Annotated in this window: 16 protein-coding genes; 5 read left to right on the top strand and 11 right to left on the bottom strand. The window is 65.5% G+C overall.

All coding sequences use genetic code 11. The features are described from left to right. Window positions 1–435: 435 nt before the first annotated feature. Entirely contained in the window at window positions 436–1,056 is a 621-nt protein-coding gene (locus E3O46_RS00895; RefSeq protein WP_166791000.1) for a class I SAM-dependent methyltransferase, read from the bottom strand. Window positions 1,057–1,411: 355 nt separating this feature from the next. After that, complete coding sequence (locus E3O46_RS00890; RefSeq protein ID WP_134560927.1) at window positions 1,412–1,789, bottom strand: ArsR/SmtB family transcription factor; 378 nt, start codon at window positions 1,787–1,789, stop codon at window positions 1,412–1,414. A gap of 99 nt (window positions 1,790–1,888) precedes the next feature. On the opposite strand from E3O46_RS00890, the gene E3O46_RS00885 reads away from it, so the two are divergent. Together E3O46_RS00885 and E3O46_RS00880 are read left to right on the top strand one after the other, a co-directional pair. Continuing rightward, window positions 1,889–2,938, top strand: coding sequence for a permease (locus tag E3O46_RS00885; RefSeq protein ID WP_134560926.1), 1,050 nt, complete (start codon window positions 1,889–1,891; stop codon window positions 2,936–2,938). 26 nt (window positions 2,939–2,964) lie between these two features. After that, complete coding sequence (locus tag E3O46_RS00880; RefSeq protein WP_134447483.1) at window positions 2,965–3,207, top strand: thioredoxin family protein; 243 nt, start codon at window positions 2,965–2,967, stop codon at window positions 3,205–3,207. Window positions 3,208–3,234: 27 nt separating this feature from the next. Here the strand turns inward: E3O46_RS00880 and E3O46_RS00875 are convergent, their stop codons facing one another. Further along, entirely contained in the window at window positions 3,235–4,488 is a 1,254-nt protein-coding gene (locus E3O46_RS00875; RefSeq protein ID WP_166787306.1) for a chloride channel protein, read from the bottom strand. Between the two features lie 227 nt (window positions 4,489–4,715). On the opposite strand from E3O46_RS00875, the gene lgt reads away from it, so the two are divergent. Next, window positions 4,716–5,672, top strand: a complete 957-nt coding sequence (gene lgt, locus E3O46_RS00870) for a prolipoprotein diacylglyceryl transferase (RefSeq protein ID WP_241987307.1) — start codon at window positions 4,716–4,718, stop codon at window positions 5,670–5,672. Here the strand turns inward: lgt and E3O46_RS00865 are convergent. Genes E3O46_RS00865 through E3O46_RS00855 form a run of 3 tightly spaced genes read right to left on the bottom strand, consistent with a single transcriptional unit; the run spans window position 5,601 to window position 7,041 of the window. Then, complete coding sequence (locus E3O46_RS00865) at window positions 5,601–6,002, bottom strand: DsrE family protein (protein ID WP_166788258.1); 402 nt, start codon at window positions 6,000–6,002, stop codon at window positions 5,601–5,603. The two genes, lgt and E3O46_RS00865, sit on opposite strands and share 72 nt — an antisense overlap. Next, entirely contained in the window at window positions 5,999–6,511 is a 513-nt protein-coding gene (locus E3O46_RS00860; protein ID WP_134560924.1) for a hypothetical protein, read from the bottom strand. Before E3O46_RS00860 ends, E3O46_RS00865 begins: the two co-directional genes overlap by 4 nt. Window positions 6,512–6,522: 11 nt before the next feature. Beyond that, window positions 6,523–7,041 carry a hypothetical protein gene (locus tag E3O46_RS00855; RefSeq protein ID WP_174775109.1) on the bottom strand — a complete coding sequence of 173 codons (519 nt, stop codon included), beginning with the start codon at window positions 7,039–7,041 and terminating at the stop codon, window positions 6,523–6,525. 199 nt (window positions 7,042–7,240) lie between these two features. Between E3O46_RS00855 and E3O46_RS00850 the strand changes: the two genes are divergently transcribed. Beyond that, on the top strand, window positions 7,241–7,594 hold the full coding sequence (locus tag E3O46_RS00850; RefSeq protein WP_134447475.1) for a metal-sensitive transcriptional regulator: 354 nt from the start codon (window positions 7,241–7,243) through the stop codon (window positions 7,592–7,594). Between the two features lie 21 nt (window positions 7,595–7,615). On the opposite strand, the gene E3O46_RS00845 is transcribed toward E3O46_RS00850, so the two are convergent. The 3 genes from E3O46_RS00845 to E3O46_RS00835 form a co-directional block, all read right to left on the bottom strand. Then, a complete protein-coding gene (locus tag E3O46_RS00845; protein ID WP_134447473.1) occupies window positions 7,616–8,380 on the bottom strand; it encodes a sulfite exporter TauE/SafE family protein in 765 nt (254 codons plus the stop codon). A 43-nt stretch (window positions 8,381–8,423) separates the two neighbouring features. Beyond that, window positions 8,424–8,879, bottom strand: coding sequence for a HoxN/HupN/NixA family nickel/cobalt transporter (locus E3O46_RS18145; protein WP_277612945.1), 456 nt, complete (start codon window positions 8,877–8,879; stop codon window positions 8,424–8,426). 167 nt (window positions 8,880–9,046) lie between these two features. Beyond that, a complete protein-coding gene (locus tag E3O46_RS00835; protein WP_134560923.1) occupies window positions 9,047–10,408 on the bottom strand; it encodes an MBL fold metallo-hydrolase in 1,362 nt (453 codons plus the stop codon). A 155-nt stretch (window positions 10,409–10,563) separates the two neighbouring features. Here E3O46_RS00835 and E3O46_RS00830 point away from each other — a divergent pair, with 155 nt between their 5' ends. After that, window positions 10,564–10,932 carry a thioredoxin family protein gene (locus E3O46_RS00830; protein ID WP_134447467.1) on the top strand — a complete coding sequence of 123 codons (369 nt, stop codon included), beginning with the start codon at window positions 10,564–10,566 and terminating at the stop codon, window positions 10,930–10,932. Between the two features lie 34 nt (window positions 10,933–10,966). On the opposite strand, the gene E3O46_RS00825 is transcribed toward E3O46_RS00830, so the two are convergent. Continuing rightward, on the bottom strand, window positions 10,967–12,349 hold the full coding sequence (locus E3O46_RS00825; RefSeq protein WP_134560922.1) for a sensor histidine kinase: 1,383 nt from the start codon (window positions 12,347–12,349) through the stop codon (window positions 10,967–10,969). Then, the gene (locus E3O46_RS00820) at window positions 12,346–13,035 is read right to left on the bottom strand and encodes a response regulator transcription factor (protein WP_134447463.1); all 690 of its coding nucleotides are present in this window, start codon (window positions 13,033–13,035) and stop codon (window positions 12,346–12,348) included. The genes E3O46_RS00825 and E3O46_RS00820 overlap by 4 nt, the downstream gene beginning before the upstream one ends. Window positions 13,036–13,126: the final 91 nt, after the last annotated feature.

Raw genomic sequence — 13,126 nt, 5'->3', positions numbered from 1 at the left:
CCGAGACCGGCCCTGACGCCGCTGAGCGGCGTGAGCTGGAGCGACCATGGGGCCACATCCGTCTGGCCTCACCATACGACCGCGGCTCTTCCAGTCTTGCTGGGGGCTGCGCGCTCGCGTCCTGATGAGGTTCGTAAGAACATTCACAGCCTAACACCATGAAGGTCTCAGGCCCGTGCCGAGGATCTGCGTGGACGCTGGCGACGCCACTTAATCAAGAAAGCCCGGTTCCCTTGATTTCGAGGGAACCGGGTAATTGTGGCCTCAACGGGATTCGAACCCGCATGACGATCTTGCCGTCGGCATCTCACGGCGGCGATCAGGAACTGTGCTGGACGGCGCGACCGGACGGGAAGCGGTCGCGATGCTGGCCCAGGCTCAGGACGAAAAGCTCTTCCGAAAAGCGGGCCCTCGGAGGGTAATTGCCCTCTCGCCTCAGCAGATGGCGACGAGGACCGTGTCGAGGGCGACTCCACCCGTTTCAGCCGGGGACTCGGGGTCGGTGGCCAGGTCGCGGCTGACGGTCTCGCAGCGCAGGATCCGCTTTGGTCCGACGATCGAAGATAGGAGCTCGGGCGTATAGAGAATGTCGGGATTGCCAGGGCCAGGGCCGCCTGCGTCGATGTTGCCTCGGTCGTGACCAAGGACAAGGAGGTGCCCGCCCGGAGCGAGCCAGCCAATCGCCCTGGCCAATACGATTCGAAACAGTTCCTCCGGCAGGTGCAGGTACATCACTGTTACCAGGTCAAAGCGTTCTTCGGTTTGCCAGGTCGTGGCATCTGCGACCAGCCAGTCCACATCGACGCCGGCCGCCCGCGCGTGCTCCCGGGCCTGGCCAATTGCCTCGGCGGAGAAGTCGAGCCCGGTAACGTTCCAGCCGCGGCTGGCCAGCCAGATCGCGTTACGCCCGTCACCTGAGGCCATGTCGAGGGCGAGCCCCGGGGTCCAGGGCGAAACAATGTCCTGCACGAGCTTTGCTGGTACGGCCGACCAGAGCCTGGCGTGGTCGCCGTCCCGTGCCTGCCGGTAACGACTATCCCACTCGTTCGCGTCCACTGTGAGGTCCCTTCGATCAATCCGGCATCCGGCGTGGCGATTGTCGCACGGTTCGCTGTCGGGAACCGAGCGAGCGTCAAGGGTTGGAGAAGCATCCACTAGTGCGGCCAGCCCGGAAACGGGATCCTCGTCCGAGCGGCCTGCTCGAAAGCCCTACCGGTCGTGAACGCTTGCGAAGAGGCCGCCTATTGGACGACGACCAGTTATGGGATGGGGCGAACGCTGGTGCGGCGATTCTCAACGGCACCTACCGCTTATGCGCTCGCGACACAGATAGAGTTGGCGCCCCTGAGCACCTAGGAGCCGATAGAACGGGCACCGCAGGCGTTCACGTGAGGATTGCGCTCGGGTCGGCTCAGACTACCTGGGTCAGTGCGCGGGTAGCCGTGTCGAGCGTGCGCGCGATGGCGTGAATGGCCTCTGGAACGACGCGGTAGTGCACACTCATCCCGTGTCGTTCCTTGGTGAGGATGCCGCTGGTTTCGAGTTTCTTGAGGTGGTGACTGACCGTTGGCTCAGAAAGCTTGACAACGGGGGCCAGGTCGCACGTACACGCTTCCTGGTCCGGCTGGGCCAGAAGGTAGGCCAGGAGCTGCAGGCGGGTGGGATCAGCCAGAGCCTTGAGGCGGACCGCGAGTGCCATCGCATCGTCCAAGGCCAGCGTGGCGCTAGAGCCCAGGGGATCGCAACAGATCGGCGAGGCGTCCTCCAGGAGGGGAAGGGTCTTGGGCATGGGTCCATCATCCCACCTTCTTGACATATATCAAAGAGGTGGCACACTAATGATTAGACGCACGTCGAATACGTATGCGTTCCTAGTCAAGGAGTCCTCGTGAACATCGCCGAACGGATACCGACCACGACCCGCGGCCGGGTCGGCGTCCTGATTGCGGGGATCGGCGTGTGGGCGCTGGCCTACTGGGCCAACGAGTGGCTCTGGAACGTCATCCTCTACGATGCGTTCGGCCTCGACCCGAAAAACCAGATCACCGAGACCATCCACTTCTTCCTCTACGACTCGCTGAAGATCCTGCTCCTGCTGGTCATCATCATCTTCGCCTCCACCGTGCTCCGCTCCTTCATGAGCGTGGAGCGCACGCGGGCCTTCCTCGGCGGCAAACGCGAGGGCGTCGGGAACCTCCTCGCGGCGGCCCTGGGCGTCATCACCCCGTTCTGCTCCTGCAGCGCCGTACCCGCCTTCATAGGCTTCGTCGCCGCGGGCGTGCCGATCGGCGTCACGATGAGCTTCCTGATCGCGAGCCCCCTCGTCAACGAGATCGCCATCGGCCTGCTCTTGACCCTTTTCGGGTGGCAGATCACCGCCCTCTACGTAGTCTCCGGTCTGACCATCGCAGTCGTGTCCGGTTACATCCTGGGTCGCCTGCACGTCGAACGCTGGGTCGAACCCTTCGTCTTCGAAGTAAAGCTCGGCGGCCAGACCATTGACCCCTCCCTCGGCCTGACCTTTGGGCAGCGGATGCAGATGGGTGTCGAAGAGGTCAGGAGCCTGATCGCGAAGATCTGGGTCTACCTCCTCGTCGGCATCGGTCTCGGCGCCCTGATCCACGGCTGGGCGCCGACCGACTTCTTCGCCACCTACGCCGGCCCTGGCAACCCCTTCGGCGTGCTGATCGCCGTTCTCATCGGCATCCCGCTCTACTCCAACGCCGCCGGGGTAATGCCCTTGGTCGCAGCCCTCTACGAGAAGGGCCTGCCGATGGGCACCCTGCTCGCGTTCATGATGGCCGTCGTCGCACTGTCCCTGCCAGAGATGATCCTGCTCCGCCGGGTGCTCAAGCCCCAGCTCCTCGCGATCTTCATCACGACCACCGGCCTCGGTATCGTCGCCGTCGGCTACCTCTTCAACGCCATCCTGGCTTGATCACCGCGCCCGAAAGGAATCCCCTCATGAACATCAAGATCCTCGGCCCCGGCTGCCGCAATTGCGTCAACCTCACCAAGGCTGCCACCACCGCCGTCGCCGAACTCGGCCTCGAGGCCAGCATCGAAAAAGTCGAGGACTACACCGCGATCCTCGGATATGGCGTGATGAGCACCCCTGCCCTCGTCATCAACGAGAAAGTCGTCGTCTCCGGCCGTGTACCGACCCTCGCCGAAGTGCGTACACTCCTGACTGCCGCGAGCCACTGACCGGACTCCATCGGCACATGATCCGCGCTAGTCGATGCCGAGGAACCGTCTCCGCCCGAGGAGGTATTCCACGACGACACCACCCGCAACCGCAAGCGTCATGGGGATCAGCAGTGCCGGTCCCTGCCCGGTGAATTCGAGCACCAGGACCAGAGCTGTCAGGGGTGCGCGCATGGCAGCGGCGAGGAATGCGGCCGCGCCGACCAGGGCGAAGGCCGCCACCGGAGTACCGGGCCACAACGTGCCCCAGAGCCCTCCGGTCACGATGCCGAACGCGGCACCGATCGCGAGCGAGGGCGTCAGAGTTCCTCCGGCGGCACCGCTGCCGATCGTGGCGATCGTGGCTCCTACCTTGGCAACGAGGAGCACCGCCACCAGCCCGATCGGCACGACGGCGTCGAACGCGGTCTGGCCGAGTGAACGTCCGTTGCCGAGAATTTCTGGAAGCAGGAGCGACAGTAGTCCAATGGCCGAGAACACCAGCGGCATGACGACCAGAATCAGCCAGCCCTGCGGACGCCGTTTCTCGGCCCCGGCGGCCAGTCGCACGAAACCGACCGCAGCGAACCCGATCACGGGTCCGGCAAGAAGAGACCAGACCAGGAGCGATGGGGTCTGAGTGAACTGCGGCACGGAATACAGCGGGGTCGTGGGCACAACGATTTGCGCGACCAGTGTCGCGATCGCGGACGTGGCGAGGGCCGGCAGGACCGTGGCCAGAGTCAGCTCGGCGAGCAGGATCTCGACGGTGAAGAGCGCACCCCCGAGCGGCACGTTATAGACCGCGGCGAGCCCTGCCCCGGCGCCGCACGCGACCAGAACACGACGTTCGCGGGCAGTGACGCCTGCCTTCTCGCTGAGCCAGCCCGCCGCCAGTGCGCCCAGCTCGCGGGGGGCCATCTCGCGGCCGATCGACGCGCCCAACCCGACGATCACGATCTGCAAGGCCGAGTTCACCAGGGTCGCGAGCACGGGCATCCGCTCGCCGGCAACGCTTCGGTCCACCGGGACGATGGGTCGCCCCCAGCGACGCACGGCCCACCAGCCGACGGCACCGATCACGCCCGCAACGCACAAGGCGATCACGCGTGTCTGCGGTGCGGACCTGGCCAGCCCGTCGAGATAGGTGCCTTCGGAGTAGCCGTAGGCGAGGTGTTGAATCGCTCGAAGGAGGACGCTCACCGCGAGCCCGCCCAAACCTGCCCCGACACCGACGAGCGCCGTGACCACGACGATTCGGGCGACCCACGACGGAGTAACCGAATTCGGGACGGGCCTCACGTTTCGATCGTAGCGTTCGGGGATCGCTCCATTGGGTGCACCGCTCCCTCACGGGTCGCCCCTCTATGAGAACCTTCCCAGCATCCGCCTATGCGGCCGCACTGGTGCGGGGCACCCAGCGGACCCGAATAAGCTTTGGGCGGTTCGAGACATCGGACCCCTCCGGAACCTCTGGGAGACCTTCGTCCGCCAGCTGCGCCGAGACCGACGATCGAAAGGTGAACACGGTGCTTCACACCAGCATTCCGAGCCCATCCATCAGTTATTTCGATCTGGGACCCCTGCGTGTTCACTTCTATGCGCTCTGCATCCTGACCGGCATCGTCATCGCCGTCTGGTTGTCCTCGGCGCGGTTGACGGCTCGTGGCGGCAAGCCGGGCATGGTGATGGACATCGCCATGTGGACGGTCCCGATCGGAATCGTCGGCGGTCGCCTGTACCACGTCGTCACTCATCCGACCGATTATTTCTTCCCCGGCGCGGATCTCTGGAAAGTGCTGTTCGTCTGGGAAGGCGGACTCGCGATCTTCGGTTCGATCCTCTTCGGCAGCATCGGAGCCTATATCGGCTGCCGTCGGGCCGGCATCAGATTCTTCTCGTTCGCTGACGCCCTCGCCCCCGGCCTGCTCCTCGCGCAGGCGTTCGGCCGCTTCGGGAACTACTTCAACCACGAGCTCTATGGTGGCCCGACGACCCTCCCCTGGGGACTCGAGATCGAGTCGACGAACGCGGCCTTCCCCACGGGGCTGCCGGCCGGGACGCTCTTCCAGCCGCTCTTCCTCTACGAAATGATCTGGAACGCGATCGGTGTCGTGCTGATCATCTTCGTGCTCGAGCGCCGGTTCAACCTCCGCTGGGGCAAGACCCTCGGCTTCTACCTGCTCTGGTACGGCGCCGGACGGGCGTTCCTCGAGTCGCTCCGCCTGGACCCGACCGAGTATTTCCTCTTCGACCTCAAGATCAACGTGGACATCGCGCTCCTCGCCGCCATCGCCGGGATCGTCCTCATCATCGTCCAAACCCGGCGCCACCCCGGACCGGAACTGTCGATCTACCGGAATCCGGAGGAGCCCCCGGCCGACGGCCTGACCGCGACGGATGCCCCGTCCGGCTCACACGCGGATGTAAGCCCAGCCCTCGAACTGCCGAGCGGTCAGATGGGCGACAGCCGCAGGGACGACTGACACACTCGGAAGCAAATCAGCGGCGTCCAGCCCGACGGACCGCATGCTGTTCTGGCAGGACAGCACCCGCACGGGCGTTGCAGCGAGCTCGGTCAGGGCGTTTTCCAGGTCCGATCGCGCGCGCAGGAACAACACGACCGACCCCTGGACCACGATCTCGATCGTGAGCGTCGGGAGTTGGGCGCTGGCATTGAGCGCGGATCGGATGCCGGCCTGGATCAGTGTCGCATCGGCGCCGCTGACGTGCAGGAGGAGCCCGGCACCGGTCACTGCTTGACCGCGCCCGCCACCGTCAGGCTCCGTGTCGTAGGCTGTCCCGACCTCCGTCACGGACGGCCGCCGACTCTCGGGAACAACGGGCGGCACGTCGTGCATACTTCGCCGTCTTCGGTGCCGTCGATGCCGCCTGACGTACCTGACCGACGCTGGCTACGCGTTGCCTTGTATTCGCTATTCAGCCGTGCCAGCAATGCCCACACCAACAACGCGATCGCCGCGACGCCGACGACAGGACGAATGCCCGGCTCGAGCAGAGGCACTGCAGTGCGCAGATCGGTCGACAGATAGAGCGAGATCAGGCCGAGCGCCGGCCAGCGAAGATCACACAGGGTGGCATCCGCACCGATCGGTGCATCGACGTAGCTGGCCACGACCAGACCGATCAGGCAAGCACCCCCTACCGTGACCGCATCCGCCCACCAGGGACCGGGGAACACCAGGGACCCGCCAACGATCGCGACGGTTCCGGATGCGAGCGTCAGTCCGGTCAGGGCCATCGCGGCGACGGTAACGATGATCAGCCGACGACGTGTAGGCCAGGACCGCAGTTCACGAATCATGCCCGGAATTCTCATCTGGTCAATGCCTCCCGGCTCGGTACAACGATGGGACTCGGCGCAGCAGACGCCAAAGTGCATGAGCTCTCCCGAGTGAGGCGGGCATGCAACGCCCAGCCCAGCAGAAGGATGGATGCCCCGGCCAGGTACGGCTGCACCGGCTCGAAGAACTGCAGCGCTCCGCTTGCACCGAGGGCGAGGAGAACGATCTTGTTGCATACGGGGCAACCGACCGCGAAGAAGGTGATCATCCATCCGGCCATACCGAGTCGTCCCTCTGCGCGACGGGGCGCTGCACCCTCCGGGTACGCGACGTATGTGGCGGACACGAGCCCGGCGAGTATCGCGCTCGCGGCGAGCACCGGCCAGGACCAGGACGTCGGGGCGACTGCGCGTGCGAAGAACGGCGTGTCGATCAAGTCGGTCGGAATCGCGATGACCAGGTAGGTGCCGACCGCAGCAGCGAGCGCGATCCACCAGCGGCGGGCCGGCCATCGCGGGAGGGATGCGCCCGCATTCAGGATGGAATCCACCAGCCGTCTCGCCATCCCTCGCGCTGAGTCGACGCCGACAGTTCGTCCGTTCTGCATAGCTGGCCTCATCACACATAGGAAGGGATATCCGCGAAAGCGTATATACCCATAGGGGTATTTTTATACGGTACGGGGTATTCTTTTGAGGGTCAACCTCACCCGAGCACATGGACACCTCGCGCCAGCACAGGAGCACCGAATGGCATCATCCCCAGAATCTGCGCCAAACCTGCAGATCCCTTCAGCGTCTCGCCGCGACGAACCGGTCGCCGCCTCCCCCGCACCGACCACATCCGACGACCTACGCAAGACCGTCAACAGGCTCAAACGCGCCCAAGGGCAGTTGGCCGCCGTCATTGCCGCTGTTGAGTCAGGCGCGGATTGCCGAACGGTTGTCACGCAGCTCGCAGCGGTATCCAGCGCGATCGACCGTGCTGGGTTCACGATCATCTCAACGGCGATGAAAGAATGCCTCAGCGAAACAAACGCCGACTCGGCAAGGACGCCGCTCCGGGTGGAAGAACTCGAGAAGCTCTTCCTGGCGTTGTCCTAGGCACGTGCGGCTGACGTACGTTCAGCCGATCAGTGCCGTGATCGCTACATAGGCCGCGACACCGAGAACCAGGACAGCGAACCCCCGCTTGAGGACAGTGTCGGACAGGCCTCGTCCGAGCCGGCCCGCTACCAGGGATGAGCCCATGGCAGACGCGGCGAACGCGCCAGTGACCGCCCAGTCGATCTGGACCTCGTCGAGGTGCGCTGCAAATCCGGCGACGGAATTAATGACGATGATGACCAGCGAGGTGCCCACCGTCACGCCCATCGGCAGGCCGAGGACCAGCGTGAGTGCCGGCACGATGAGGAAACCCCCGCCGACGCCGAGCAGTCCGGTGAGAAATCCGACCACGGCACCGGCGGCAAGAGCCCTGGGCAGGCAACTGCGCCAGTTGACACGTCCACCGGGAAGAGCACAGGGGCCACCGGCCGACCGGGTTGGGAGGAACATTCTCACACCGGCGACCACCATGATCACCGAGAAGGCGCCGAGAAGCACACGCTGGTCGAGCATCCGGTTGACCGTCGTGCCCAGGTAGGCGGTGGCCACTCCGGCCACGCCGATGATGAAGGCGAGGCGCCAATGCACGCCGCGGCGAAGCCGTGGGAGCACGGCAACGGCGGAGGCTGCTCCGACTACGATCAGGGAGCTCGGAATGGCCTCGGCGAGGGGCAGGCCTACACCGTAGACAAGGGCGGGGACCGCGAGTATCGACCCGCCCCCGCCGACCAGGCCTAGCAGCGCCCCGACGATCACGCCCAGGACGAGGGCAGTGACGATCACGGGAGCTGGGGCATAACCAGTGGGATGTGCTGTGCGCCGGAGATCATCCCGTCAACCAGTTCATCGCTTTCTCGAACGTCGATGATCCGGACCTCGCCATGTCGGGTGAATACCTGCTGGGGAGCGAGTTCCATTGAGGGCGCCTTTCTAGTGAGGTGTCGGTGCGGTATCTCGACCACAAAACCGCGGAGAGCAGGACGAGCGTGAAGCCGCCGACCAGGATTGGGCCCACGGCGTCGGGGCCGATGGTCGCAATGAGGTCAAGAGTTCCCCAGCCGATGCCGAGATCGGTGAAGAGGGATAACAGGCCCATTCCCCCAACGAAGAATGCGACGAATACGGATACCCCGGTCACGATGAGGTTGTAATACACCTTCCGAAGCGGGTCCGTGGACGCCCACTGGTAGACACGATTCATCAGGATTCCGTCGGCGCTGTCGAACAACGCCATTCCGGCCATGAAAATGACGGGGAGAGCCAATGCCGCGTACCACGGCAGGTCGGTCTGAGCACCCCGGCGACGACGAGCAGGCTGATTGGCGCAGCCGTATCCAACCCCAACCCGAAAAGCACTCCGATTGGGAACATCTTCCAGGGAGTATCGACGAGCCTGGAAGGCTTCGCCTCTCGGCCGAGTGTCCTGCCGTTCGGAGCACGGTCACGGTGCTAGACCGCCTTCTCAGCCATCGGCATACCGGCCGATTCGACATCGGCGAAGGAGGCGTCCACGTGCACGACGTCCCGGCCCGCACGCTGAAGCAGACTCGCGGCAACGCCGGCACGGTAACCCGACCCGCAGTGCACCCAGATGGTGCCCGCTGGGATCTCGTCCATCCGGGAAAGGATCTCGTGCAGTGGCACGTTGACCGCGCCGATCAGGTGCCCGTCGGCGAACTCGTCGGTGCGTCGCGCGTCCAGAAGCACGTCGCCTGCGGCGTGGTCGCGCGCGAGTTCCGCCCAGCCGACGCGGGGGTAAGAAGCAACCGGGGCATCCGGGGCGAGCGCGCGCGGCTCGGTGCCGATGGCTGCATCCGGGGAATCGATGCCGATCCGCGACAGGTCACGGATTGCGTCTTCGACGTCGGCGTGTGTGCCGACGAGAGTGAGTTTCTCGTCCCAGGGCAGAACCCAACCGAGATAGGTCGTGAAGTTGGAACCATTGCCATACTCGAAGCTCACGGCCCCCTGCAGGTGGCCACTGGAGAACGCGACGCGATTACGCAGGTCGACGACCCATTCACCGTCGGCGAGCCTGCGGGTGAGCTCTGCGGCATCCAGAGACTCGGGCACCTCGAGGTCAGCCGGACCGGGACCCTGCATATTGGCCGGTGCCATGTGCGCGTAATACGACGGGTACGCGGTGAGGTTGGCGATCAACGTAGCGACGAAGTGCTCCTCATCGGCGTCGGTCAGGGCGTGGTTGGTCGTGATCTGCTCGCCGATGGTGGATGAGCCGGCTCCGGTGGCGGGGCCGCTGGAGCAGAACGAGCCGAACCCGTGTGTCGGGAAGAGCGCCGCGTCGTGCTGGGCTTCGTGCACGAGCTTGCGCACGGACGCGTACTGGTCATGGGTGAGTCCGACGGTGTCGATGGCGGCAACCAGGTCGGTACGTCCGACGGAACCGTACAACAGGCTTCCACCGGAGAAGACGGCTTCAGTAGTGCCATCGCTGACGATGTAGGAAACGTGGGTGTGCGTATGTCCCGGGGTGGCGACGACGGTGACCCTGAAGGCGCCGATCTGGACAATCTGGCCGTCCGTGACCGGTTCTCGTTCAAACGAAACGGGGTCGGCCGCGTTGACCAGGTACTCGGCGCCGTGCGCCTGGGCAAGATCGTACCCACCGGTCACGTAGTCATTGTGCAGATGGGTCTCGGCAACGTGGGTGATCGTGACCCCCGCTTCGAGGGCAGCGGCCTCCACTCGGTCGGTGTCGCGTTGCGGGTCGATGACAAGCGCCACGACGCCGTCATGCACCAGGTAGCTGCGATCCCCCAGTTGCGGGGTTTCGATGACGATGACGTCCATGGTCCGTGGTCCTCCAAGTCTCGATGCGGGTCGGTTCTATCGCATCACAATACCCCCGGGGGTATTTTTTCGCAAGAGAGGGAACGTCCGGGCGCAGACATGTCGAGCGCACGGCTCTCTTGCGGGAAATACCCTAGGGGGTATATTGTCGGACCATGGCTACCACTGACATCACCGAAATGACTTTCGACGAGACCATCACCGACAACAGCATCGTGCTGGTGGACTTCTGGGCCGGCTGGTGCGGCCCGTGCCGCATGTTCGCGCCAACCTTCGCGGCCGCGTCGGAGAAGCACCCCGAGATCATCTTCGCGAAGGTCGACACGGAGGCAGAACAGGGCCTGGCTGCCGCGGCCGGCATCCGCTCCATTCCCACCCTGATGGCATTCCGGGACAAGATCCTCGTGTTCTCCCAGCCCGGAGCGCTCAACGCCTCATCCCTCGGCGAGGTGATCGCCGGAGTGCAGGCTTTGGACATGGATGCCGTGCGCGCGAGCATCTCCGCGCGGCGAACGACGGCCTGACCTGCCAACGGCGCATGGTTCGACCTCGCCGGCCCTAGCCCGTGGCGGGCAGCCGGATAGTGATCCTGGTTCCCTCACCCGGTGCGGACGTCGCCTGGATGGTCCCGCCGTGGCTGCTGACGATTTCGCGCGCGACAGCGAGCCCGATGCCCGAACCGGCGACCTGTTCCGCCGCACGGCCCCGCCACAAGCGGTCGAAGATGTGTGGGAGTTCTTCCGGCGGGATGCCCGGCCCGGTATCGGCGACCGAGAGCACCGCCTGACCGTGGTCGACGGAGATCGTGACGGTCACGCTGTCACCCGGCCGGCAATATCGGGCTGCATTGGCGAGGAGATTGCCGATGGCCTGGTGCAGGCGGTCGGCATCCGCCCGCACGAATGCGGGTCCCCCGGGCTCGAGTGTCAGGGTGAGCTCGGCAGCGCGCAGTTGGGGTTCCCGGAGGGCGCATTCGTTCCGGGCGACCTGCGCCAGGTCGACGGATGCGAGGTGCAGGGAGAGTCCAGCGGTTTCCACCGCCGACAATTCGGCCAGATCGGCCACCACCCGGCCCAGGCGCAGCGACTGGTCGTGCAGGCCGGCGAGGCCCTCCGGCGTGGGCTGCACGAGTCCGTCGCGCAACTCCTCCAGTCCGGCCTGCAACGCCGCCAGCGGGGTTCTCAGTTCGTGGGCCACATCGGCCGTGAGGTTGCGCCGGTCGCGATCGGACCGAACCACGGCATCCGCCATGCCGTTGAAGGCGACGGCCAGCTCGCCGAGCTCCCCCGGGCCGGGACCCGTGGCACGGGAGTTCCGATCGCCGGCCGTGAACGACCGGGCGGCCCCCGTGATCGCCTGGATGGGCCTAACGAGGAGCCGCGTGACCAGGAAGCTCGCGCCGAGTGCCATGACAAGTGCCACGATGGCGGCCACGGCGATCCAGGGCCAGGCCACGTCGACCACCTGCGTCGCAACCATGGCGCCGAAGTTCATTCGAACGGTGCCGACCTGGCTACCCTCGCTCACGATCTGCGCCGACACCACCGTCTGGCCCATCCCGGAGCCCTGCCCCATTCCCTGGCCCATACCCTGGCCCATTCCCTGATTGTTGGCATTTCCGCCGTTGTCAGCACTGGATTGAAGGGTGGTACCGTTCACGTCGAGAATGGCGAGTCGGGCCGATGCCGCCTCGCCGATCGCGAAGGCGCGGCCCAGATCGGCCTGTTCCCAACCACCACCAGAACGGTAGGCGTCGGCAGCCGCCGCCGCGGCTGCCGCAACAACCCGTTCACGGTCGGCCTGCTGCGAAACCTGCACTCCGCGATCCACACCCACCAGGGCCGCGCCGGTGAGCACGGCCACCGACGAGACCGCGACCAGGATAAACGCGAGCAGGTACCGACGTCCGAGTGGGCCGAGCCCTAGACCACGGGTCGTCATGACGCATCGTCCCGCCGGAGAGCAAGCCGGTAACCGACGCCGAGAACCGTCTCCAAAACTTCCGCTCCCGAGGCCCCGAGCTTGCGCCGGAGGTTCTTGATGTGGGAGTCGATGGTGCGCTCGTAGCCGGCATACTCGTAGCCGCGCACCCGGTTGACCAGCTCGTAACGCGAGTAAGCCCGCCCGGGCGCGGCCGCGACCGCTGCCAGGAGCCCCCATTCGGTAGGGGTCAGATCGAGGAGGGCTCCGTCCAGCCACGCTTTGTGCGAGGCCTCATCGATGCGGAGCCGCCCGTTGCCGTAGGCGACAGGGCCGGCCTCCCCGGGCAGTCCGCTGTATCGGTGGAGCACGGCCTGCACCCGAAGCACCACCTCGGCGGGACTGAACGGCTTGGTCACGTAGTCATCGGCGCCCAGCTCGAGGCCGTGAATCCGGTCGTCCGTGCTACTGCGGGCCGTCAGCACGATCACGGGAAGGTTCTGCATTCCGTGGGCCTCGCGGAGGATCTCGGTGCCATCGATGTCGGGAAGGCCGAGGTCGAGGAGTACGAGGTCTGCCGAGTCGAGCAGACGCAGCGCCTCCGCTCCCGACGCGGTCGTCAGCACCGAGAATCCAGCCCGTTCCAGATACCGACGGAGCACGTCCCGGATGTCACGTTCGTCCTCGACGACCAGCACTGTTGGCATGACTTCAACCTATCCGCCGCCCCCGTTCGCGGTGCCGGCGCCTTCAGTTCTCCACGCGATCTCCACACACCCGGCAGACCCCCTGCACCGC

This window comes from Cryobacterium glucosi (genome assembly GCF_004402235.1).
Taxonomy (GTDB): Bacteria; Actinomycetota; Actinomycetes; order Actinomycetales; family Microbacteriaceae; genus Cryobacterium; species Cryobacterium glucosi.
The sequence above is the reverse complement of the archived record's forward strand: the minus strand, read 5'-3'. Positions and strand labels throughout refer to the sequence as shown.

What these genes read in the sequence shown, in the direction of transcription:
- E3O46_RS00890 (WP_134560927.1), bottom strand. Translation starts at nt 1,789, where the DNA reads ATGCCCAAGACCCTTCCCCTCCTGGAGGACGCCTCGCCGATCTGTTGC.
- E3O46_RS00880 (WP_134447483.1), top strand. Translation starts at nt 2,965, where the DNA reads ATGAACATCAAGATCCTCGGCCCCGGCTGCCGCAATTGCGTCAACCTC.
- E3O46_RS00860 (WP_134560924.1), bottom strand. Translation starts at nt 6,511, where the DNA reads ATGATTCGTGAACTGCGGTCCTGGCCTACACGTCGTCGGCTGATCATC.
- E3O46_RS00850 (WP_134447475.1), top strand. Translation starts at nt 7,241, where the DNA reads ATGGCATCATCCCCAGAATCTGCGCCAAACCTGCAGATCCCTTCAGCG.
- E3O46_RS00835 (WP_134560923.1), bottom strand. Translation starts at nt 10,408, where the DNA reads ATGGACGTCATCGTCATCGAAACCCCGCAACTGGGGGATCGCAGCTAC.
- E3O46_RS00830 (WP_134447467.1), top strand. Translation starts at nt 10,564, where the DNA reads ATGGCTACCACTGACATCACCGAAATGACTTTCGACGAGACCATCACC.
- E3O46_RS00825 (WP_134560922.1), bottom strand. Translation starts at nt 12,349, where the DNA reads ATGACGACCCGTGGTCTAGGGCTCGGCCCACTCGGACGTCGGTACCTG.
- E3O46_RS00820 (WP_134447463.1), bottom strand. Translation starts at nt 13,035, where the DNA reads ATGCCAACAGTGCTGGTCGTCGAGGACGAACGTGACATCCGGGACGTG.